This is a genomic window from Bacillus sp. FSL K6-2971, from assembly GCF_038006405.1.
Taxonomy (GTDB): Bacteria; Bacillota; Bacilli; order Bacillales; family Bacillaceae; genus Bacillus; species Bacillus pumilus.
The window spans coordinates 1,014,218-1,036,569 of record NZ_JBBOVD010000001.1 but is presented as its reverse complement, the minus strand read 5'-3'; the positions used below and the strand labels follow the sequence as shown (position 1 = coordinate 1,036,569).

General features: G+C 40.3%; 24 protein-coding genes and 1 tRNA gene. 5 read left to right on the top strand and 20 right to left on the bottom strand.

The genetic code is table 11. The annotated features are described in order from the left end of the window. On the bottom strand, nucleotides 1-876 hold the full coding sequence (locus MHI33_RS05185) for a hypothetical protein (protein ID WP_044141640.1): 876 nt from the start codon (nucleotides 874-876) through the stop codon (nucleotides 1-3). Nucleotides 877-1,032: 156 nt separating this feature from the next. Beyond that, complete coding sequence (locus tag MHI33_RS05180) at nucleotides 1,033-1,542, bottom strand: YhcN/YlaJ family sporulation lipoprotein (RefSeq protein WP_003211812.1); 510 nt, start codon at nucleotides 1,540-1,542, stop codon at nucleotides 1,033-1,035. A 151-nt stretch (nucleotides 1,543-1,693) separates the two neighbouring features. On the opposite strand from MHI33_RS05180, the gene MHI33_RS05175 reads away from it, so the two are divergent. Beyond that, nucleotides 1,694-2,092 carry a spore coat protein gene (locus MHI33_RS05175; protein ID WP_065098962.1) on the top strand — a complete coding sequence of 133 codons (399 nt, stop codon included), beginning with the start codon at nucleotides 1,694-1,696 and terminating at the stop codon, nucleotides 2,090-2,092. Between the two features lie 262 nt (nucleotides 2,093-2,354). Here MHI33_RS05175 and MHI33_RS05170 read toward each other — a convergent pair whose 3' ends face one another. Then, the gene (locus tag MHI33_RS05170) at nucleotides 2,355-2,507 is read right to left on the bottom strand and encodes a hypothetical protein (RefSeq protein WP_340909647.1); all 153 of its coding nucleotides are present in this window, start codon (nucleotides 2,505-2,507) and stop codon (nucleotides 2,355-2,357) included. Nucleotides 2,508-2,605: 98 nt separating this feature from the next. Between MHI33_RS05170 and MHI33_RS05165 the strand changes: the two genes are divergently transcribed. Next, the gene (locus tag MHI33_RS05165; protein WP_044141620.1) at nucleotides 2,606-3,691 is read left to right on the top strand and encodes a GGDEF domain-containing protein; all 1,086 of its coding nucleotides are present in this window, start codon (nucleotides 2,606-2,608) and stop codon (nucleotides 3,689-3,691) included. Between the two features lie 217 nt (nucleotides 3,692-3,908). Next, nucleotides 3,909-4,109 carry a cold shock-like protein CspB gene (cspB, locus tag MHI33_RS05160; protein WP_003212277.1) on the top strand — a complete coding sequence of 67 codons (201 nt, stop codon included), beginning with the start codon at nucleotides 3,909-3,911 and terminating at the stop codon, nucleotides 4,107-4,109. 111 nt (nucleotides 4,110-4,220) lie between these two features. On the opposite strand, the gene MHI33_RS05155 is transcribed toward cspB, so the two are convergent. From MHI33_RS05155 to queG, 9 genes are all read right to left on the bottom strand, one after another. Then, nucleotides 4,221-4,580, bottom strand: coding sequence for a hypothetical protein (locus MHI33_RS05155; protein WP_065098963.1), 360 nt, complete (start codon nucleotides 4,578-4,580; stop codon nucleotides 4,221-4,223). Nucleotides 4,581-4,593: 13 nt separating this feature from the next. After that, nucleotides 4,594-5,118: a flavodoxin family protein gene (locus MHI33_RS05150; RefSeq protein WP_044141622.1), complete on the bottom strand. Its 525-nt coding sequence runs from the start codon at nucleotides 5,116-5,118 to the stop codon at nucleotides 4,594-4,596. Between the two features lie 17 nt (nucleotides 5,119-5,135). Further along, nucleotides 5,136-6,755 carry a DHA2 family efflux MFS transporter permease subunit gene (locus MHI33_RS05145; RefSeq protein ID WP_065098964.1) on the bottom strand — a complete coding sequence of 540 codons (1,620 nt, stop codon included), beginning with the start codon at nucleotides 6,753-6,755 and terminating at the stop codon, nucleotides 5,136-5,138. Between the two features lie 39 nt (nucleotides 6,756-6,794). Next, nucleotides 6,795-7,427, bottom strand: coding sequence for an HlyD family efflux transporter periplasmic adaptor subunit (locus tag MHI33_RS05140; protein ID WP_340909639.1), 633 nt, complete (start codon nucleotides 7,425-7,427; stop codon nucleotides 6,795-6,797). A gap of 363 nt (nucleotides 7,428-7,790) precedes the next feature. Further along, on the bottom strand, nucleotides 7,791-8,954 hold the full coding sequence (gene yhbH / locus MHI33_RS05135) for a sporulation protein YhbH (protein ID WP_044141624.1): 1,164 nt from the start codon (nucleotides 8,952-8,954) through the stop codon (nucleotides 7,791-7,793). A 139-nt stretch (nucleotides 8,955-9,093) separates the two neighbouring features. Then, nucleotides 9,094-10,989, bottom strand: coding sequence for a PrkA family serine protein kinase (locus MHI33_RS05130; protein WP_003211752.1), 1,896 nt, complete (start codon nucleotides 10,987-10,989; stop codon nucleotides 9,094-9,096). A gap of 517 nt (nucleotides 10,990-11,506) precedes the next feature. After that, the gene (gene trmL, locus MHI33_RS05125) at nucleotides 11,507-11,980 is read right to left on the bottom strand and encodes a tRNA (uridine(34)/cytosine(34)/5-carboxymethylaminomethyluridine(34)-2'-O)-methyltransferase TrmL (RefSeq protein WP_003211950.1); all 474 of its coding nucleotides are present in this window, start codon (nucleotides 11,978-11,980) and stop codon (nucleotides 11,507-11,509) included. A 43-nt stretch (nucleotides 11,981-12,023) separates the two neighbouring features. Further along, entirely contained in the window at nucleotides 12,024-12,926 is a 903-nt protein-coding gene (locus MHI33_RS05120) for an amidase domain-containing protein (protein WP_126741985.1), read from the bottom strand. A gap of 60 nt (nucleotides 12,927-12,986) precedes the next feature. Further along, nucleotides 12,987-14,135 (bottom strand): tRNA epoxyqueuosine(34) reductase QueG, encoded by a 1,149-nt coding sequence (gene queG / locus MHI33_RS05115; RefSeq protein ID WP_340913781.1) that lies wholly within the window; start codon nucleotides 14,133-14,135, stop codon nucleotides 12,987-12,989. An 83-nt stretch (nucleotides 14,136-14,218) separates the two neighbouring features. Here queG and MHI33_RS05110 point away from each other — a divergent pair, with 83 nt between their 5' ends. Beyond that, entirely contained in the window at nucleotides 14,219-14,815 is a 597-nt protein-coding gene (locus MHI33_RS05110; RefSeq protein WP_340909629.1) for a hypothetical protein, read from the top strand. Between the two features lie 98 nt (nucleotides 14,816-14,913). Here the strand turns inward: MHI33_RS05110 and MHI33_RS05105 are convergent. The 7 genes from MHI33_RS05105 to MHI33_RS05075 all read right to left on the bottom strand — a co-directional run bounded on the left by MHI33_RS05105 (nucleotide 14,914) and on the right by MHI33_RS05075 (nucleotide 19,530). Beyond that, nucleotides 14,914-14,987: transfer RNA gene (locus MHI33_RS05105), tRNA-Gly, on the bottom strand. A 120-nt stretch (nucleotides 14,988-15,107) separates the two neighbouring features. Continuing rightward, complete coding sequence (locus MHI33_RS05100; RefSeq protein WP_340909626.1) at nucleotides 15,108-15,764, bottom strand: hypothetical protein; 657 nt, start codon at nucleotides 15,762-15,764, stop codon at nucleotides 15,108-15,110. An 80-nt stretch (nucleotides 15,765-15,844) separates the two neighbouring features. Further along, nucleotides 15,845-16,126 carry a hypothetical protein gene (locus MHI33_RS05095; protein WP_144525838.1) on the bottom strand — a complete coding sequence of 94 codons (282 nt, stop codon included), beginning with the start codon at nucleotides 16,124-16,126 and terminating at the stop codon, nucleotides 15,845-15,847. Beyond that, a complete protein-coding gene (locus MHI33_RS05090; RefSeq protein WP_044141629.1) occupies nucleotides 16,123-17,028 on the bottom strand; it encodes a PqqD family protein in 906 nt (301 codons plus the stop codon). Before MHI33_RS05090 ends, MHI33_RS05095 begins: the two co-directional genes overlap by 4 nt. Continuing rightward, complete coding sequence (locus MHI33_RS05085) at nucleotides 17,012-18,478, bottom strand: hypothetical protein (protein WP_340909621.1); 1,467 nt, start codon at nucleotides 18,476-18,478, stop codon at nucleotides 17,012-17,014. Before MHI33_RS05085 ends, MHI33_RS05090 begins: the two co-directional genes overlap by 17 nt. Further along, nucleotides 18,456-19,202, bottom strand: a complete 747-nt coding sequence (locus MHI33_RS05080) for an ABC transporter ATP-binding protein (protein WP_340909618.1) — start codon at nucleotides 19,200-19,202, stop codon at nucleotides 18,456-18,458. The genes MHI33_RS05085 and MHI33_RS05080 overlap by 23 nt, the downstream gene beginning before the upstream one ends. Nucleotides 19,203-19,317: 115 nt before the next feature. Further along, entirely contained in the window at nucleotides 19,318-19,530 is a 213-nt protein-coding gene (locus tag MHI33_RS05075; RefSeq protein ID WP_003211695.1) for a hypothetical protein, read from the bottom strand. A gap of 779 nt (nucleotides 19,531-20,309) precedes the next feature. Here MHI33_RS05075 and MHI33_RS05070 point away from each other — a divergent pair. Beyond that, on the top strand, nucleotides 20,310-21,605 hold the full coding sequence (locus MHI33_RS05070; protein WP_340909615.1) for a homocysteine synthase: 1,296 nt from the start codon (nucleotides 20,310-20,312) through the stop codon (nucleotides 21,603-21,605). A 37-nt stretch (nucleotides 21,606-21,642) separates the two neighbouring features. Here MHI33_RS05070 and lepB read toward each other — a convergent pair whose 3' ends face one another. Continuing rightward, complete coding sequence (gene lepB / locus MHI33_RS05065) at nucleotides 21,643-22,212, bottom strand: signal peptidase I (RefSeq protein WP_044141633.1); 570 nt, start codon at nucleotides 22,210-22,212, stop codon at nucleotides 21,643-21,645. Between the last annotated feature and the right edge of the window lie 140 nt (nucleotides 22,213-22,352).

Here is a 22,352-nt window from a genome sequence, read left to right as displayed (position 1 = left end):
TCAGCCGTTTTTTCTTTGATAACTCAGTTTAAATTGCTCTTCAAAATCTGCCAGACGTTGTCCTGTCGCTTGTTCAAAACCTCTATCAAAACGGCCAGTCTTCGCCGTTTCCTCCATAATCTCATGTATGACGTCTCGTCCATAAAGCTGCACGAGCTCATAAATCATATAGTAGCTTTGCACATAAACATCTGTCTCATACGTCGTGCGAGAATCTTGCCAGTCTTGATCAGAATAAAGAGATTCAAAAGGAATGACATCGAACCGTTCAGACGTGGCATTCAGCACATCATAGGCCGTCCATTCTGCTGTTCCTTCATGGAACCAAAGGGGAAAGATCACCGGGGACACTTCGTAAGAATGAACTTTTTCATAGAAAACAAAGTGAGCATATTCATGAATCAATAACGTGTTGAAAAAGTATAAAGGGAGTGTCTCTTTCTTCAATAATGCTTCCCGCTTATCTGGATATAACCCTATCATTTGATCATGATCGGAGTAAAAACCCGTAATATGCTTGATTCCTGCAAATTGCTCGATTGTCTCTTTATCATCAAAATAAATAATGTCTAAAGGTTTGTCAGTTTCAAATTGAAATACTGACGCTGTCCTCTTCTTTGCCTGATCCATAGCCTCAATTGTCAAATCAACAAAAGCGTCCTCTTCCTCTGCATAGTATATTCTAATATGTTCATAGACTTGCTTATTGAGTCCCTCCGTTAAAATCGTTTTAGGAGAAGACTGCTGCTCTAAATATTGTCCTGTCAGCTGAAACGCAACATAAATCAAGTACGCGGTGAAAGCATAAAAAATGAGACCTGCTGCTATCATTCCGCCTACAAGCTTTTTATGAATCAATGACGGCTTGGCTTTCATTTGCTCCCCACCTGAATTCATCCTGCAGCCTCTTTCTCTTTCTATGAAGAAACAAAGATCAACAAGAGGTGATATATTTTTTACTTTATGCAGTCAGGTGCGCAAGGTGCGGTTCCAAACAAAAAAGCCGCATATGACATACGGCTTTTGTCGTAGCTATTTTGATTCAGGGAAGACACGTCTGACCGTTTCAGTAAATTCATCGAAAAATCCTGAGATGGGCTCTCCGCTTCTAATACGTTTTCCATACCCTTCCATACGATCGACAAAGTCTGGATTCGCAGATACATACACATTATCGATTTGTTGATCCGTTGATTTGACTTTATCAGAAATTTTCTTTTTCAAATCTTCTGTCACATTACCGCTTTTATCGCCTTCAAGCATAACAGCAACAAATGCATTCTTTCCTGTAACAAGTACGTTCGCTGTTTTTACTTCAGACATGTTGGCTACTAGCTCTGACGCTTTATCTGCCACTTTGACCTTCTGAGGTGTTTGAACATCTGGCTGATCCTGCCGCATGTTGTCATTCTTATATGTGACATTTTCATACTGTCGTTTCATTGTTCCTCTTCGCTCATCGCCCTGGTTGTTCATACCACATCCAGTGGTGATCAATGCTGGAACGAGTAGTAAAGATAGCATCCATTTCTTATTCATCATTTATTCCCTCCTTTTGCTCTTAGGTTTTTCATCCAGCCGGCTTTTTATGCATACATCCTCTCTTTCAGCGAAATGAATTCATAATTCAGCTTTGTTTGGTCATCCTAAACATGATGAAGAAGAATCATCACGATCAAATGGAGGGATTCGTTTGTTTAAAAAAAGAAAAGGCATGAGCACTGGCGCAATGATCGCAGCATCAACAGCCATCATTGCATTATTTTCCCCGGTTTTACGAAGAAGACTGAAAAGCATGACGCAAATGAATATGTCTTCAATGATGAAGGGAAAAGATCAACAGCACCATGAATCGTCTCGAAACGAGTCACACGCACAGAAAGAAGCAAAGGGAACTGCGGAAATCGGACAAATGATGAAGCAGGCATTTACTGCTGTACAGCCAAACCATACGAATCAGCACCAATCGACATCAAGAAACCATCAGCCAAGAGAGTCTTATGCACAGTCTCTCCATATTGATGAAAGTGTCATGAATGTGATGGATGATGAATCAATCCAACAAGTGATCAATGACATCGAGCACAAATAAGAAAACAGGAGCCTTTATGAATAGAGGCTCCTGTTTATTCTCCTGAAAAATGCTCTTTCACCATTACAGAGAAGAAAGGTAAAAAGGTAATTTCAACTGTTGTGATAAAATCGCCATAAGCTTCTACTATGAGTAAGAGCTCTTTTTCGTTTGGCCGGTCCTTTTTTATCTCTACATGCTGCACGGTTTTAAAATCATAGATGCCTAAAAACGATCCATCTTTTTTTCGAACAGCTTTTAACGTAAATTCTTGACTTCCAAGTTACATCGTGACAACGAAACGCTCGTCTTGATTCTCAAATCGAAATGTCAGGCTTTGATATTCAATAGGCATCCCTTTCTCGAACCTTTCATCAGGCTCCGTTTCAAAAAAAGAGAGCCAGTCCGTTTCATCTGGGAAGCGTTTTCCTCGCATGTTTTTCGCTCCCTTCATAAGTGAAATTTTTATTAATTATCCTTTTTCCCCTTTTCTTTTGCAACAAATTTTAGTAATTTTAAAAAGGTGATTTAATTTTGCTAAGAGACCTCTTTATTAATTTAACAATTCTTGTCACTTTTCATTATTTATTTCTGCTTGTGTTTAAAGAGAATTTTCTTAAGAAAGAAGATACCCTGCTCAGACAACTATGCAAAGGCATTCTTTCTGGGTTACTCGGTGTCCTCTTAATGTTCTTCTCTATCAAAGCAGGACCAGCTATCGTCGATTTAAGACATATCCCCCTTATTTTAACTGCCTTTTATGGAGGCATCGCCCAAACCATCATTGCAGCCTGTGTTGTAATCATTGGTCGATTATTAATCGAAGCCAACGTCGCTTCTTTCATCAACATTTTTTCCATGATGATCATCGCAACAGCTTCTTTTTTAATTGCTGAGCGCCATATGAATCAAGTTATGAAAATGCTTTTGTCCATTACGTTAGGTAATGTGATTGCCACAAGCCTGTTTATCATGATCGTGCATGAGACATCATTTGAACTACATTTTGCTTATTGGATGTTCTCATATATTGCTGGTTTGTTTAACTTTTACGTCATTGAGCATCAAACAAAAGCATATCAGCTATTGAATTTGTATAAATTCCAAGCTCATTATGACTTTTTAACAGGTGTTTTAAATAAACGGAAGTTCGATGAGGTCTTAAATGATGCTTTTTCGATGAAATTTAAGCAGCCTATCCAACAAATGTCCCTTATTTACTTAGACATCGATTACTTCAAATCCATTAATGACCAATATGGACATCATGAGGGAGATTTGGTTTTAAAAGAAATCGGAAAAAGGCTGATCAAAAACACAAGAAGCTCAGATTATATTGGCCGGATCGGCGGTGAGGAATTTGCCGTCCTTCTACCCAATTGTACAGTTGAAAAAACATGGCAGATTGCAGAACGCTTACGGAGAAAAATAGCAGATCAGCCGATTTATTTACAAAATGGCATGTCCATTCATATTACAGTATCACTTGGGTGTGCGTATTACTCCGCGAGAAGTCGAGACATCAAACAATTACCGATTATAGCTGATCAGGAGCTCTATAAAGCGAAGCAGTCTGGCCGAAATCAAGTGAGCTTCTCAGGAAGAAAAAGAGGCCAATGAATATAGGCTATTTCCTCAATTTGTTAGCGCTAATTATTTTTAAAAAAGTTTTTGGATAACAGTTGTTTTTTCCCGCAAACACTGGTAAAGTAAAGGTAATTATTTTTGTTCGTATCATCTTTAAGAAGAAAGTTTTGAAAGAGTTTTCGTCTTTGAAGTTTGTGTAAGAGCAAGAATAGTGAATTTAAGCGTTAAGATCGCTTTAGGAGGAAATTTCATGTTAGAAGGTAAAGTAAAATGGTTCAACTCTGAAAAAGGTTTCGGATTCATCGAAGTAGAAGGTCAAGACGATGTATTCGTTCACTTCTCTGCTATCCAAGGCGAAGGCTTCAAAACTTTAGAAGAAGGTCAAGCAGTTTCTTTCGAAATCGTTGAAGGTAACCGTGGACCACAAGCTGCTAACGTTAACAAAGCGTAATTTAAGAGCATCTGCTCTTTAGCACTTTATAGAGTGAAGGAAAACCGCTCGGCTTCTGCCGGCGGTTTTTTTGTGCCAAATAAAAAGAGAACCTGACAAGAGGTTCTCTTTTTATTTGTCCTTCTGCTTTAGCTTCTGTAAAGCAGAACGATACATATCATCATTCATTTTAGTTTCTGGCTCTTCTTCTTTGACAGGTGGTTCTGGCTGCTTAAACTTTTGAAGCGCCTGTCTATAGAAATCATCACCAGACACTCGTTCATCCGTTTGAGAAGGCGTTGACGCTTCTTCTTCTACTTCAGGCTCTACAGGGCTCGCCGCAACTTCTGACTCGCTGCGGGGCACGTCAGGCTGATTGGGCACATCTTCATTGATCGCTTTCTTCTCGATCGAAGCGTGTCTGACATTGAATGCTACTAATCCGATAATGACTAGAACAGCAGCTACTAACGCTACAATAATCGTCGCCAAAAGAACCCTCTCCTTATCGCTTAAATGACGCAGTGACTGATGCTACACGTCTTCCTAATGCTTTCCCAAGTTCAATGCCTTCTGTCGAAATCACTTCATCAGAATCAATCGGACATGTCACACCTGCTCCATAGTAAGAGCCGTATAAAGCATTTTCTGGCACATTTCCAGGAAGGCCAACAACAAGCATCCCTTGGTGGAACATTGGTGTAATTAAATTATGCATCGTCATTTCTAAACCGCCGTGCGTTGTAGCAGTTGTACAGAAAACGGCACCGACTTTATCGATCAGTTTTCCTTCTGCCCATAAGTAGCCAAGACGGTCAATCCATGTCTTTAACCCAGAACTAATGGTCCCAAAGTGACCAGGGCAGCCCCAAATGATCGCATCCATTTGATCCAGCTTGCGAATATCCGCATCTTTCACATGATCGACGAATACTTCAGCGTGCTCTGTTTCACCTGCACCCGCTGCAATTGCTTCTGCCAGTGCTTTTGTATGGTCACCTTCACTATCGTATACGACATAAATTTTCATGTACGGTCCCTCCACACTTATCTTGCATCTTGGTTTGCTTCCTTAGGTGCTGGAAGCAGTGTCATTTCTTGTTTTTTATGCTGCTGGTCTTTTCTCTTTTTATCCTTACGTACATCACGCAGGAACAAGCTGAGAATGACACCAGCGGCACAGAATAACGTTACCCACATGTAAGCATCATTGATACCCATTACGTTTGAATCAACCTGTGCTTTCGTAAAAAGCTGGGTGGATACATATTTTTGAGCAGCTTCAGCTGTCATGCCCATATGGTGCATCACATTCGACACAGCCGCCTGGAATGAATTCATAAAGAACGGGTCCGCTGTATTTGTTTGATCCGCCATATTGGAATAATGGAATGTTGTCCGATTCGTATAAATCGTTGTGATCAAACTCGTACCGATCGAACCGCTTATTTGTCTTAATGTATTAGACATCGCTGTACCATGGCTGTTTAAGTGCTGTGGTAATTGGTTCATCCCAGCTGTCATCACAGGCATCATAAGGAGTGACATACCGAATGCACGAACTGCATACATGAGCACAATGTGACTATATGATGTATCAATCGTCAGCCTTGTAAACTCGAATGTGGTGACAACGGTAATGAGCATCCCCACAATCGCAAGCGGACGAGGTCCAAATTTATCAAACAAAATCCCTGAAATCGGGGACATAATCAGCATCGCAAGTGCCCCTGGAAGCATTAATAGCCCGGATTGCAATGCCGTAAACCCAACGAGGTTCTGCAGATAAATCGGAAGTAAGAACATCCCAGTGTATAAGGCAACTGTAATAATAATATTAATGACACTTGATAATGAGAAAATGCTGTATTTAAACACTCGGAAATCAAGCATCGGATTATCAGCTTTCAGCTGTTGGAAAATAAAGAGAATGATCGCAATCGCACCAACAATAATCGTCGATAAGACGATCGGATCTGTCCAGCCATCACTTCCAGCTTCACTCACTCCGTATAGGAGCGAAGCAAAACCAACGATGGAAAGAACCGCACCAAGGCTGTCCAGCTTGATCTTTTTAGGCTCTACAATATTTCTAAACATAAAGAAAGCCGCGATAATGACAATTGCTCCGATTGGAACAAGTCCATAAAACATAATACGCCAAGAATAATGTTCAATAATGTAACCAGATAATGTTGGTCCTACCGCTGGAGCAAACATCATCGCAAGACCGAAAATCCCCATTCCTTTTCCTCTGTTTTCAGGAGGGAAAATAAAAAGGATTGTTGTCATCACGAGCGGCTGCAGGATACCGCCGCCGATTGCCTGAATCAAACGACCAATGAGCATGGTCGAAAAGTTCGGCGCAATCCCGCAAATAAAGGTCCCTAGTGTAAACGAGATCATGGCAACTAGGAATAAGCTGCGCTGTCCAAAGCGTGTGATTAAAAACGCAGATAACGGAATCAGCACACCGTTGACAAGCATATAACCTGTTGTAAGCCACTGAATCGTCGTTGCACTCACATTAAATTCAGTCATTAAATGGGGCATGGCTACGTTCAGAAGTGTTTGGTTCAAAATCGCAACGAACAAGCCGGCCATTAAAATGATCAGTAAAGACAAGGAGCCTGCTCCCTGTTTTGTTGCTGCAGGTTGATTTGCCATCTCAGACAACCTCCTTTCATTTTTTGATATCAATCATCATTAAGATGAAATTTTGACAGAAGCATTCATACCAGGAAGTACTTTGTCTGATGGATTTTTAATTGAAATTTTCACTGCTACTTTTTGTGTCACTTTTGTATAGTTACCACTTGAGTTTGTTGCTGGCAGCATGTTGAATGTTGAGTTTGTCGCATAACCAATTTGTTCAACTGTTCCTTCAAATGTTGTATCAGGATCACCATCTACCACGATGTCGACTTTGTCGCCTTTTTCAATGCTTTTAATATCTGTTTCTTTGATATTTGCTGTGATGTAAAGCTTGCTTAAATCAATCGTTTCACCAAGAACTGCACCAGGCTGCACTTGTTGATTGTTTTGTACTTCTTTTTTGACTAATGTGCCATCAGCCACTGATTTAATGTTTGTTTTCGTTTCTCCTTCAACTTTTGCGACTGTGCTGTCTTTTTGCACTTCGTCACCTTCATTGATATCCCAGCCTTTGATTTGTCCAGCTGCTGGTGCTGTGATTTGGTACATGTCACCTGTCACTTTCGCCTCGTCAGTTTTGACAAAATTTGTGCTTTCGTAGTAGTAATAAGCACCTCCGGCAATAATGGCAAGAATTACAATAAGGCCAATAATATTCGTTAGCAATAAACGCCCTCTGTTCATGTTTTGTTTCTCCTTTCATGTATAAAAATATAGTGTCATCTGCTTTAGCAAACTTAGAATGCCCATCATCTGACAGAATATGAAGCAAGCTCATAAAACTGTTATATCTCCTTCATCTTCCCCGCATGAATAATGGTGTGCAGCCCATTTATACTTATTGTTCACTCATGAGCAAAGAGAAGAAAAAGAAGAAAAGACGATCGGCATCTTTTTTGAAAAACTTATATTTAACAAGATTAAATATTAATAAATGAAAATTGAAATGTCAAAGAGAAAGTTTTACTTTTTTTCTGGTGATCCCTTCCTTCTCCATACAAAAAACCCTTCAGCCCTTATGCTGAAAGGTTTTTTCAAATGTGCTATTTACGAAAGAACTTCTTCCTGCTGAAAAAATTTTTTTAGGGCAAGAAAAACGTCTGATTTTTGCTTCAAAATATAATGCTTAAATTTCTCATCCTGTATATGCTTATATGCTGACATTAATGTAGAATGCCGGTTGTATTGATTCACTTCACCATAGCAGAATAAGTTGGCTTTTTTCATAATTTCAGAAACAAGCTTCACGCATCGTGCATTGTCTGAGGTCAAATTGTCTCCATCAGAAAAATGAAAAGGATAAATATTATATCGCGACGGCGGATAACGTTCGTCTATGAGCTCTAGCGCTTTTCGATAGACAGAGGAGCAAATGGTTCCTCCGCTCTCCCCCCGCGAAAAGAAATGCTCTTCATCGACAACCTTCGCCTCCGTATGATGAGCAATAAATTCAATTTCAACCGTTTCATACTTTGTCCGTAAGAAACGTGTCATCCAAAAGAAAAAACTTCTCGCCATATATTTTTCCCAAAGTCCCATACTTCCGCTCGTATCCATCATCGCCAAAACGACGGCTTTCGACTCTGGTTTGGTCACTTCATTCCACGTCTTATATTTGATATCCTCTGGGTAGATTGGATAAAAGGAAGGACTGCCTGTCATTGCATTTCGTTTAAATGCTGACAGCATCGTTCGTTTTTTATGAATATTCCCTGTTAACCCGGTTTTGCGAATATCGTTAAACTCAATTTGCTCGACAATGATGTCGTCAAGCTCCTTTTGTTTAAGGTTTGGCAGCTCTAATTCCCGAAACAGCGCTTCCTCAAGATCCATTAATGAGACCTCAGCTTCGTAATAATCCTCTCCAGCCTGATCTCCTGCGCTCTGTCCCTTTCCTTGCCCTTGCTTACTGTCTGATCCATCACGTGCGACAATATCGCCTACCTCGCTGTCTCCATCGCCTTGACCCACATGCTTATTTTTATCGTAGTTGTACCGAATTTTATATTCATCTAACGAACGAATCGGAATTTTGACAACATCTTTTCCGTTAGACATGATAATGCTTTCTTCTGTGACAAGATCCGGCAAATTGTTTTTAATCGCTTCTTTGACCTTTTTCTGATGACGCTGCTGGTCGTCATAGCCTTTTCGATGGAGGGACCAGTCTTCCTGTGATACAATAAACTGACTTTTTTCTTGCCGGGACATCCATCCCCCTCCTCACCTGTTTGCACAATTCTTCTAACCACCGATTCCTTTATCTTATGCTGCTCGTCACCCAAGTTGACGATCATTTCTAAAAAAGACATTACCGGTGCAGGTGCGCCAATAATGCCTCCTTCATTTATTAACGATTAAGAAGACTGCCTACATATTTTAAAAGTTCATTTGCACTTGTTGAATTATAGCCATGTTCATCAATTAATCTAGCCACTACTTCATTCACTTTCTTCAGCTGCTGTTCATCCGGTGTCTTCGTTGACGTCGTGATTTTCACCACATCTTTTAAATCAGCAAACAGCTTCTTCTGAATTGCCTCACGCAATCTCTCATGAGAATTATAATCAAAGCGTTTGCCCTTTCTCGCATAAGCCGAAATACGAATCAGAATTTCTTCTCTAAATGCCTTTTTCGCATTTTCAGAAATTCCGATCTGCTCTTCAATTGAACGCATAAGCTTTTCATCAGGGTTCATTTCTTCACCGGTTAATGGATCACGCAGCTTGTTTTTGTTGCAATATGCCTCGACATTATCTAAGTAATTATCCATGAGCGTTTTCGCAGACTCCTCATAGGAATACACAAATGCCTTTTGTACTTCCTTCTTCGCAATATCGTCGTACTCTTTTCGCGCAACAGAAATAAAATTCAAATAGCGCTCCCGGTCCTCGCTTGAGATAGACGGATGCTGATCGAGTCCTTCTTTTAACGAACGAAGGACATCCAGCGCATTGATCGACTCCATATTCTTCCGGATAATAGTGGAGGAAATGCGGTTAATCACATATCGCGGATCAATTCCGCTCATCCCTTCATCATGAAATTCCTTTTTCATCTCATCAATATCAGCAGATTGGAATCCCTCGACACTTTCTCCGTCATAAAGGCGCATTTTTTTCACCAAATCAATATCAGAACGCTTCGGCTCTTTGAGTCTTGTCAAAATGGAGAACATCGCTGCCACCTTCAGCGTATGCGGGGCAATATGCACATCAGAAACATCACTTTCTGAAATCATTTTATGATAAATGCGTTCCTCCTCTGTCACCTTCAAGTTATAAGGAATCGGCATCACAATAATTCTTGAATGCAAGGCCTCGTTCTTTTTATTTGAAATAAACGACCGGTACTCGGTTTCATTCGTATGAGCGACGATCAATTCATCTGCACTAATCAAGGCAAAACGGCCTGCTTTAAAATTTCCTTCCTGCGTTAATGACAGAAGATGCCATAGAAATTTCTCATCACACTTTAACATCTCCTGAAACTCCATCATCCCTCGGTTTGCTTTATTGAGTTCTCCATCAAAGCGGTAGGCCCTTGGATCTGACTCTGATCCAAATTCAGCAATAGTGGAAAAATCGATGCTTCCTGTTAAATCAGCAATGTCCTGAGATTTCGGATCAGACGGACTAAAGGTACCAATACCGGTCCGTTTATCCTCTGAGAAAAAGATCCGTTCAACCCTTACATCCTCAATTCGTCCACCATATTCCTCTTCCAGCCTCATCATATTCAGAGGGGACAAATTCCCCTGCACACGAATGCCATACTCTCTATAGAAATCCTCACGTAGATTTTGCGGAATAAGATGAAGCGGATCTTCATGCATCGGGCAGCCTTTGATCGCATAGACTGCGCCATGATCTGTCAGTGAATATTCTTCTAGTCCTCTTTTCAGCCTAGTAACAAGCGTAGATTTCCCCCCGCTCACTGGTCCCATCAATAACAAAATACGCTTCCTCACATCGAGCCGCTTGGCAGCAGGGTGAAAATATTCCTCCACTAATCTTTCCAATGATTCCTCTAATCCAAAAAGCTCCTGATCAAAAAATTTGTACGTTCTGACCCCATTCTCCTCTTCAATCCCGCTGTCTTTAATCATATGATAAACGCGAGAATGAGCAGATTGAGCGACAAGTGGATTTTCCTTTATTATGTCTAAATATTCGCCGAATGTGCCTTCCCATTTGAGACGCTGCTCTTCTTCTCTGTGCTGTTCGATTTTCTTTAAAATATCCATATGAACCTCCTCTTTCAAGATTGAAGCAAGTAATCAGATACTGTTTTACAATCTATGCGGAGGCGTCCTATTACATGCTTTCGTTCTTCAAAATGACGAATTGGCAAACTGAATTGACAACCATCCGCAAGACCCTTCATAATAAAGGAAAAACAGGAGAAAAATGATCTTCTTCTCCTGCTTTTTAAGGCGAACTTCACATCATATGAAATAGGCAGCGATAGAAACAAAGGGATAAGGGGGAGCTTATATGAGAACGGTCATTATGATGGGCGTCATCATTACGTTTTTAGTATCCATTTTCACAGCTGGCTACGAAGGCAAGCCTGGTAAATGAAGAAAAGGATGTTCCATAAGCGGAACATCCTTTTTCATTTAATTCGTTGTTTTTAGCACCTACATATTTACTGTCCTTTGATTTTTTTCAATATGTCAAAAAATAGACTAAACAAGTCATATTTTGTTCCTTATCTCATATAAAAAAGCCGAGATAGGCATCCCGGCTTTCATCATGACCTTATATCAGATCTCGATATTGCTGCTGGCGAAGTGCCTCATACACAAGAATTGCTGCCGTATTCGATAGATTCAGAGAACGAACATGTTCTGTCATCGGTAAACGAAGGCAGCGGTCCATATTCCGCTCGATCAAATCTTTCGGCAATCCACTTGTCTCTCTGCCAAAAACGAAGAAGTAATCTTCATCTAACTGAGAGTAATCAAATGTCGTATGCGGCTTTTGACCAAATTTTGTGATATAGAAGAATTGTCCCTTCGGATGTGCCTCAAACAATTCATCAAGTGAATCATGATAGACGACATTGGCATATTTCCAATAATCGAGTCCTGCACGCTTCAGCATTTTATCATCTGTCGAAAAACCAAGCGGACGAATCAGATGAAGGGTTGTATTTGTTGCTGCACATGTACGCGCAATATTTCCAGTATTAGCTGGAATCTCTGGTTGATATAAAACGACATGAAGTCCCAAAAAAGTTCACCTCTAATTTTCTTTTCCGCTCAACATTATACCATTAACTATCCTTCGCGGCATCGTCCAAAATGTGAAAAAACGTATAACGAATAGCAGGAGTATAGGCAGTCGAATCCTCATACGACCAATAACGCATACGGCTGTCATATGTCTGAGCATTCACAAGAGGCATTCCGCCTTTATCATGATCGACGACAATGGTTGTATGATTATACCTGCCATCTCCCTCAAAATCGTAGCAAATGACATCACCAATTTGAAGCTCCTGTGCTTCTTTGAGTTTCTTTGCTCTTAAACCCGCTTTCGAATTCGCTAAATAATTTTTCATCGAATGAGCCACCGTCCAGCTATAGCTCCACGTGTGCGGCCGCACCCACCAGCCAGATCCGCGGTTCGGATACCCTCTCGTTGGCGCATTCCCTGCCTTCAAGCATTGTGAAATAAAATTCGTGCAGTTATCTTCGAAGTTTTTATAGGCGGGATTTCGTTTATTCCAATACGTCTCCGCATATTGTACGGCTGCCCGCCGGTCATAGTGGAAGGCTCTCCCAAACTGTTCTTCGGTCTGAAAGCGCTCATCCACCTGCTCTTCCATTTGACGTTCTTCAATCATCATTCGATCTTTGACAAGCATGTCGTTGTAAAGGAACGCTTCTCTTTTTTCTACCTGCTCCTCTAAATAAAAAGAATCGTCTACATCCTTGCATACATAAGTGAGATGAGCGAGATACTGCACATGCTGAGTCCCGTCATCCTGAATCGTTGAATCAAGAAGTGTTGCTTTCGCCTTCGCCTTGACAATCTCCACCTGTCTTCTAGCAAAAAGCTCTTTTTTCCGTTCGACTGCTTCCACATCAGACATGAGCTGCGGCTGTTTGATTGCACTCCCATTTAATAAATAACCAAGCCTGTCTTCTAATGTTTGCTCTAATAATTGTTTCACACAGACACCACCAAACTTTTTTAAAATCTCTGTTTGGTTCATTCTATGTTCACAGGGACGTTATTTAGTATTTAAAGGTGTCTGTAAAAACTCAATCCCTTTGACAATTTCCTGTTTCGCTTCCTCATCGCTTTCCCGCTCAAGGGCTTTTTCCAGCTCTGGGAGCAGCTCCTCATCGCCAATTTTCCCTATTGCCCAAGCAGCCGTGCCCCGAATAACAGGTCTTGGATCCTTGTGCATCAATTCAATCAACACGGGTAAGGCAGATGTATCTTTAAAGTGAGCAAGTGCCAAAATCGCGTTTCGCTGAATCGGCTTTTTCCCCCGCCATGAACCTGAAACATGACCGTATTTTTCCTTAAACTCACGATTACTGATCGTAAGAAGCGGCTTTAATAGTGGCTTCGCAATTTCAGGGTCCGGCTCCATTTCAGGATGAAGGTGAAAGTCCTTCCCTTTATTGATCGGGCAGACAATTTGGCACGTATCACACCCGTACAATCGATTTCCTATTTTCGAACGAAATTCGTCAGGCAAAAATCCTTTCGTTTGCGTTAAAAAGGAAATGCACCGTTGAGAATTCAGTTGTCCTGGATTCACAAGTGCACCAGTTGGACACGAATCTACACATTTATTACACGTTCCGCACTGGTCTTCAATTTTTTCATCCGGTTCAAATGGGACATTTGTGATCATTTCAGCCAAATACACGTAAGACCCAAACTCTGGCGTGATAATCATACAGTTCTTCGCACTAAAACCTATGCCAGCGCGTTCCGCTACTGCACGATCAGATAGTTCCCCTGTGTCCACCATTGATTTTGTCCGTATATCGACATGTTTACTCCGCAAGAATTCTTCGAGCATATCAAGCTTTTTTTTCAGCACAACATGATAATCTGTTCCCCAAGAAGCACGGCAAAAGATCCCTCTTCTTGCATCATTTGTACTTCGAGGAGCATCTTTCATTTTGGAAGGATACGCGAGCGCTATCGCAACAATTGATTTGGCCTTCGGAAGCAGCAAAGAAGGGTTTGTTCGCTTCTCTATATCAGGCTCTTCAAAGCCTGACAAATACCCTAACGATTCATGTAAGATGAGGCGGTCTTTTAATGAATCAAATGTATCAGCACTTGCAAATCGGATTTTATCGACACCAATTTCTTTCGCATATTGAATCAATTCTTCTTTTAATTCTCCAACATGAATCACCTTGCAAACCTCCTTTCTTTGTTTCTCCTGTTGTTTTCAGTATAATACGAGTGTATCATGACCGATTGGAGTGAGTCACTGTGAAGATACATATGGAAATTTCTCATCCTGACAACCCGTCTATCCATGTTGGACAGATTGAATATTCGCATATTGAAGTTGGCACATCCCCTCAAATGTTAAAAGGCCGGCTCCGCCTGTTTCAAGAATCTTTATTTTTTGAATACGAAGATAAAGTATTAGAAGAAGTACCAGCAATCAAAGAATGGACGGACCTTTTAAAAGACGTTCCTTTCCTGCCAATTCTTGCTGATATCCAAAAAGAACGATTTATTGACTCGACCAATTCCGTACAGGATTTGTCGATCTTTTTCTCTTTAAAATATTTCTTGCCTATCCTAACATTCGATGCTGATCGTCTAGAAGAGCCGCTTTCACTAGCAAAACATGAGAGTGGTCACATTGAATGGCAGGACAACGCAGGACTTAAAGGATTATTTTCTCAACCAAGTAAAGCCCACATTTCTCAAGACACAAAAAACATTTTGCAAATCATCCTGTTTCCGCCATCTATTTCCCGGGAAAAGAGTGAAGCTCTCATCCAATCCTTGACGAAGATGTTTGTACAAATACATGGTGGAGAAAGTAAATATGAACTTATTGAAAAAGCACTGTAGCTTGACAGTGCTTTTTCACATTATACTGACATAATAAAAAACGCAACACTTCGTTTATCTAAGAAACGAAATACTGCGTTATAAACAAAATTATGTATTGGAGCGGGTGATGAGAATCGAACTCACGACATCAGCTTGGAAGGCTGAGGTTTTACCACTAAACTACACCCGCATCAATAAGAAACGTCATCGCGTTGACTTTTATTATGTTACAACTTTCTTAACAATTCGTCAAGAGAATATGAAGATTTTTCGTCAAAAAACTTCATATTCTCCGTATATATTACGATAGTTATTTATCGAGCTGGATATAAAATAAGTAGGCATGTGACTTATTCTTCAGCGCTTGCTTTGGATTTTTCTCAATCTCTTCAAGCATCGGTGAATTTCCGTCTTTCCCCATTGCCGCTGTATACGCAATCAGTGCCTTTCCTCCAGAAGAGACTTTGACAGTTTCAGATTGTGCAGAAAAAACATAGTCACTTACTTTGAACGGAAAGCTTGCTGTCGCTTTTGTCATTCCCTCGTTCTTGTTGTCAGACCACATACTAAATTGTGATTCATATGTATCTTTCTCATGCTTTAATTGTAAGAGCACATTCATCGTTTGGTCGGTTCCATCTTGATGTAAAGTAAAGGTGGCAGATGATGCTTCCTTGTTAGCTAATCGGCCATGTTTGTAATGACTCCCGATAAACGTAATACTCTTATCCTTCTTCGTTAATCCTTTTAATGTCAAAGCCACCATTTCATTAGTGGTTGATGCTTCTAGTAAGCTCTTTTCTTTTTTTGTCAGTTTCATTTGTTCGATGGTTACTTGCTTCTTAGTAGCAAGCTCCGTATTTATTGTTGATACCGTCTTCTCGGTTTGCGTGGTTTCTTCAGCCTTCTCACCGCATCCTGCTAATAGAAAAACAGTGAATATAAGAACACTCCATTTTTTTAACATTGAGATCCCCTTTGATGTTTTTTATTTTCTATTATACTAAAATTTGGTTGGACATACAAAAAAAGATTAGGAGAATTCTCCTAATCTTTCGTTTTTTTCTGCTTCATGGCTGATAAGATAGCCACAATGAGAAAACTCGCGGCAAAAATCACAATCATATAAATAAAAAAGTTTGGCTTGATTTGAAAAGTAAATGCGGATGAACCTTCCATCTCAAAAGCGAGACTGTTAAATAATAAAGCATCGTTCGTTTTTGATTGAAATAAATGATAGAACAATACACCGATTGTCAGCATCGGAAAGCCTAAAAACCCCAGAAAACCACCAACAATAGCACCTTGTTTCATCGCCTGTACGTTCATGATCGTTGTCCTCCCATTCCCCCAAGCAATAGCTGCTTCATAATGGATTTACCATCCCCCATAAACGGAAGAAGATAGAGTAATTGAATAAAATATGTGATTGAAAAAATAAAGAAGCCGGTCGAGATTGGATTTTCTTTTAGACATAATACGGTCACAATGATCCCTGCTGCTCCGATCACACCTGGGACAAGCGGCCCAAGCAGCGTAATCCATACCTGCTTCTTCTGAAACGGATCTAATACTGGTCTTACAAATTTCACAGACATCATATCACTCGCAAAAAAGCCTTGTGGACCATCCCTTCCCGCAAATTTTCGATGCGCATAGCCGTGTGCTGCCTCATGTAATGCGGTCCCGGTAATTAATCCAAAATATATAATTGTAAAATAAATCGCAATGGCTGCAATCGACCGGTCAGGAATGAATAAAAAAGCGATCCCTGCCATGACCATAAAAAGCATCCAGAAAAAGATGATTTTACGCGTCACCATGAGTAATGCTGTCCCAAAAATATGAAAGAACGAGTGACCAGTGCAATCAAATCGTTCCTTCATTTTCACTTGATACTGTTTGAAAAATTGACAGCAGGCTGTCACAATTCGATATGGTGATTGATAATGAATAGACAGTAAGTGGTGCTGATTCAACCCCATCATCAGTTGATAAAAGTCACGAGAAATCACAGACTCATCGACCTGAAACAAATCGGCGAGCTCTGCGGTAATACTCGCTTCTGTCCTTTTGCCATCTACTTTCGTTAACATATGATAGGCACTTTCATTAATCGGGAGTGTGCTTCCATACTGCGTATCCGTGAGATGTCTCTTTTGTAAGGTCACATACGGCGCGAGTGCCGGTACCCGCTCAATCTTTAGCTTATTGTTAAGAAGTTGAATCATGTGAATACCTCCATGAAAAACCTTTGTATATGGCAAAGATGAGCAGACCTTCAAATGCAGCTACAAGCAGCCACTGAAGCGTTTGACTCGACTCCCCTATGACATAGTTTCCAATAAAAACAATCGGAATCATGAGTAAAATAAGTGCTCCAAATGAAAAAATGCCTGTGTAGGGATTGTTCCGATCAAGCGGAAGTAAAATACCTACCACATAAAAGAGCGCAGTGGCATTGCATAAGACAGCGGCCCCAATCAATACGTTCCAAACCTGATCAGGAAGCGTCAACGTTGTCAGCATGAAGATTGCTATTTGCAGTACACCAACAAGCAAAAGCCCGATAAACTTATACAGAGCCACTTCCCACGATCTTAGGCCAAATGTTTTGTACATCCCCAGCATTCGTTTATCATTGCCAAATGAATTGAAGGCGGTTAATCCAGCAAGAGCGCAGAGAACAAAAAACGCTTCTTCTTCAAAGCGGAACCCAAACTGATAACGGACGAATAAGATCACAATGAGGAGTATGAGAAAGTTTAAAATGTTTTCTTCATTTCGCACCTGTGATTTCATTTCCTTTACAATAAGTGACCATTTTTTTGAAGAAGAGAACGGCAGTTTATTTAAAAAAGTTAACGCTTTTTTCTCTGCCATAATCGGCATCATCGCAAGAGAAAGAAATGCGCCGCCCGCCGATAAAAGGATGACCAGGATCAAAATTGCATAGTTTATCCCTTCAGGAGACATTCCTTGAGCCGCTAAGAAAAATGGTGCTGTAAAATACATCAAATGATAATCAAACTGTATATATGATTGCTGAATTTGATTGATATCAAAATGCGTCATTCCATACGCTACAACCAGTGCTAATAAAACAAAGATCGCTGCAAATTTTTGCAACGGTAATTTTAATTTCAGAACGACCAAATAGGTCATATTATAAATGAGTTGCAAAAACATTAAGACAAAAAGCGATTGCAAAATCACCATCAAAAAGAACGTAAAGATAAAGAAAATACCTATTCCCTGGGCAATAAAATTAGGTAACAGCAGAATACCGATAAAAAATAAAACAAGCCCTGCCACCACTGTCACCATCGGAATAAAGTATCCGAGGCTTTTCTGAAAGGTAGACAGCGGGAACCAACTGAGCTGCATAGAAAAACGGTCTTGCTCAGGCGTCCTGACTTTGATCAAAATGAATAACAGGCTTGTAAAGATGGATGCATTGATCGCCATTGACACAACGAGTAATCCAAGTGAACGTTCATCGCCATTTAAGAATGCCTTCATAAAGACACCCGTAAAACTGTATCCGATGATGGCGCCCATTGTCACTGCAAACAAAAAGAATAAGATCACAATGATCCGCTTCGTCTGAGTATCAAAGAGCTTATTCATCTCCTGCTGCCACATTTTAAGCATCATTCTAGAAATGATTAATGATTTCATCAAAATGTGCACCCCTATCACTTAACATTGAAGCTTTCAGAAACACCTGTTCCAATGTGCTTGATTGATACTTCTCCTTTAAGGCTGAGACCGTTCCTTCACCCATTTTAATTCCCTTAGAAATAATGGCGATTTTATGGCACAGCTCTTCCGCTGAAAGCATATCATGCGTTGAAAGCAAGATCGCACCATGGTGCTCGGTATAACGTTTCATCAGTTTCTTTGTGTTTATAACCGCTTCAATATCAAGTCCTCTAAAGGGCTCATCCATGATCACCAATTGACTATCAAGCATAAAGGCCGCAATCAGCTGTGTCTTTTTTTTCATACCATGTGAATAGGTTTCAATCGGTCTTGATAAAGCCGAGTCCATATCAAACAGTTCAATTAGTTGATTTCTTCTATGAATTGTTTTACATTCATACATAGAAGAAACAAAATCTAAATATTCAGCACCAGTCAATGCTTCAGGGAGTAGCAGATCATCTGGAACATAGGCTACTTGTTTTTTAAAGGATGGTTCGTCATTTGTGACGTCATGCAAGAGAATCGTTCCTTCTGTATGCTTAATGATGCCGAGTATACAGTTAATCATCGTTGTTTTACCGGAACCATTCGGTCCAGCAACAGCAACGATTTGATGAGGGTCGATTTTTAAATGAAAATCTTTGACAGCAGTCACGTTATTTTTATACGTCTTGGTTAATTTCTCGATCGTAAACATATAACCTCCAAGTGTCTGCATATTCTTTAAAAACAGATCAGGCTAAACCGCCCGCCACAGACGGTTTAGCCCTGGTGTCATTTCATAGAAGTAAAAAGATGAATCCTAAGTATAGCTACTTACATTCAATTTGGACTTTTAAGCCACTTTCCCACTGAACGGCTCCTGTAAAGCTACCCTTGCCGTTTGCTAAACACCAAACTGCTGCTCCTAGAACAACTGTTGCTCCCAATCCAAGAAGGACAGCAACAAATACTAAGAACCAAGCTTGGTCCATAATAGCAGGCTCCATAGTGGAATAGTCAACTTGCGGCGCTGCATAAGTCATACTTTTCACCTCCCAGCTTATGATGATCGTATCATAGGCTTCACTCTCCAAACATCAACAGAAGATCCCATTTTTGACCGAACATACTTTCGGACAAAATGTGACTTTTTATTCAATTCTTCACTTTTAAGTGTAGGACCCCTATCTAATTAGCTAGTTTTTTGCAATCCATAAGAACCACAAAACCCATATAATGTCAATTAAACCAGCTTTTTTCTTCTTTTTTTGAAATAGTCCTTATTTATCAATCCCTTTATATATTCTTTCTTTTTTGTGAAATAGAAAGAATTCCCCCGATATATCAGATAAAAAAGTCCTAATTATATGTCGTTATCACACCATTTATGAAATATTTACTGATAATTCCGACAAAAGAGTGAGCGTATTTTCCTTCTTCTCTTGTCACTTAAAATATGTATATACAAGAAAGCCCCTTGGGAAAAAAGCCCTTTCCTTTCTTGAGTCACATCCAACATATGACTCGCTTCTTTCTATGGAAGAGCAACTTACTGCATAGGCATTCCTATGATTTCACTAGCTGGCAATGATTTATTACTTTCAAAAAAACTGATCCGCACTCTCTAATGAAACAATCCCTCTTTACATCAACATGTCCACACCTTTCCTCATTGAAATAAAAAAAGTCCATCAACTTTATTTATTATTTTTTTCAGATTTATCTAAAAAATGATTGACCAGGCACGAAACAACATTTATAGTCTTATTAAATATTTCTTATCAAACTAGTTGGTTTTATTTAGTAAAAGGAGGATACACACATGTCAGAAGAACGTTCATTCCGTTTAGAAACAAAAGCCATTCACGCAGGTCAGGAGCTTGATTCAGCTACCTATTCAAGAGCCGTTCCTATTTACCAAACAAGCTCTTTCGGTTTTAGAGATAGCGAGCATGCGGCGAATTTATTCGGACTGCAGGAACCCGGAAATATTTATTCTCGCATTATGAACCCTACAAATGATGTCTTTGAAAAACGGATCGCTGAGCTTGAGGGCGGCATTGGTGCACTTGCTGTCTCTTCTGGACAAGCAGCGACCACTTATTCTATTTTAAACATTGCAGGAGCTGGTGACGAAATTGTCTCCTCCAGCAGCCTTTATGGAGGCACATACAATTTATTTGCCCATACACTCAAAAAGCTCGGCATTACAGTGAAATTTGTTGATTCGTCCAATTTAGAAGAACTCGAAGCCGCGATTACAGACAAAACGAAGGCAGTATATGCAGAGAGCATTGGGAATCCTAAAGGCGACATTCTACATATTGAAGCCATCTCAGCCATTGCACACAAGCACCATATTCCGCTTATTGTGGACAATACGCTCGCAAGTCCCTATTTATTGAGACCGATCGAATTTGGTGCAGACATTGTCGTCCATTCCGCTACGAAATTCATTGGCGGTCATGGTACATCAATTGGCGGTGTCATTGTCGATAGCGGCAAGTTTCCTTGGGCCGACAGTGATAAGTTCAAAGGGCTGACTGAACCAGATCCAAGTTATCACGGTCTGACGTATACTGAAGCAATTGGAGAAGCGGCTTATATCACAAAAGCACGTGTACAGCTCTTACGGGATTTAGGAGCAGCCTTGTCACCTTTCAACTCATTTTTACTTCTGCAAGGCCTAGAAACTTTGCATCTGCGTCTCGAGCGGCATAGTGAAAATGCATTAAAAACAGCGCAGTTCTTACAAGATCACCCTCTTGTAGATTGGGTAAGCTACCCAGGTCTTGAAAGCCATGAATCTCATGAGCTTGCTCAAACCTATTTGCCAAAAGGACAAGGCGCCATTCTCACATTTGGTATTAAAGGTGGACGAGAAGCTGGTAAAAAGCTCATTGATTCTGTTAAGCTGTTCTCACACCTTGCAAATGTAGGCGATTCTAAATCACTGATTATTCACCCTGCCAGCACAACGCATCAGCAATTAAGTGAAGCAGAACAAAAAGCGACAGGCGTCACACCAGAGCTCATTCGTTTATCTGTTGGAACAGAAGCGATTGAAGACATTATTGCAGATCTTGAACAGGCGATCACAAAAAGCCAGGCTGAATGAAAATAAAAAAAGCACACCTCTGTGTGCTTTTTCTATTTTATTCATTATTAAGTAGTCGAACGTCTTGGAAAGGATAAAACACAAATGATGTCGTTCCTTGAATATCACTCTTTGTAAAAAGACCTAAGCCATTGCGGCTGTCCATTGAGTTTTGACGATTGTCACCCATGACAAAATACTTGCCTTTTGGAACGGTAAGAGGGCCAAAATCAGGTGTCAGCAAGGTCCCATCTGCGGCTGCTTTCTTTTTGTTTGACGCTAAGTAAGGCTCCGCCACTTTTTGACCATTGACATATAGCTGGTCATTTTTCATTTCAATTTTATCACCAGGTAAACCAATTAATCTTTTGACATAATGAGTGCTGCGGTCTTCCCCATCAAGAACAATAATCTGTCCCCGTTTGTAATCGCCGAAATAATCAACCGTCTTATTCACAAAAACCCGCTCTGTATCTTGTAATGTTGGTTGCATAGAAGTCCCTTTTACAATGTACGGTGCGAATAAAAAGTTACGAATGATAAAAACAGCAATGAATGCAATTAAAATTGCTTTGAGCCAGCCCCATACTTCTGATTTCTTTTTTTGTGTTTTTGTATTTGTTGTCATAAGCTCCTCCTGAAATCCCCTAGGACGAAATGAGTTCCGCTAGCTGCACGCCAGCATCACGCTTGTATCACCCTAAATATAAACATATTTTGCCAACAAATCAAGCGATGAGAGAGAAAAAGGCAAGCACCCTTCTGTGC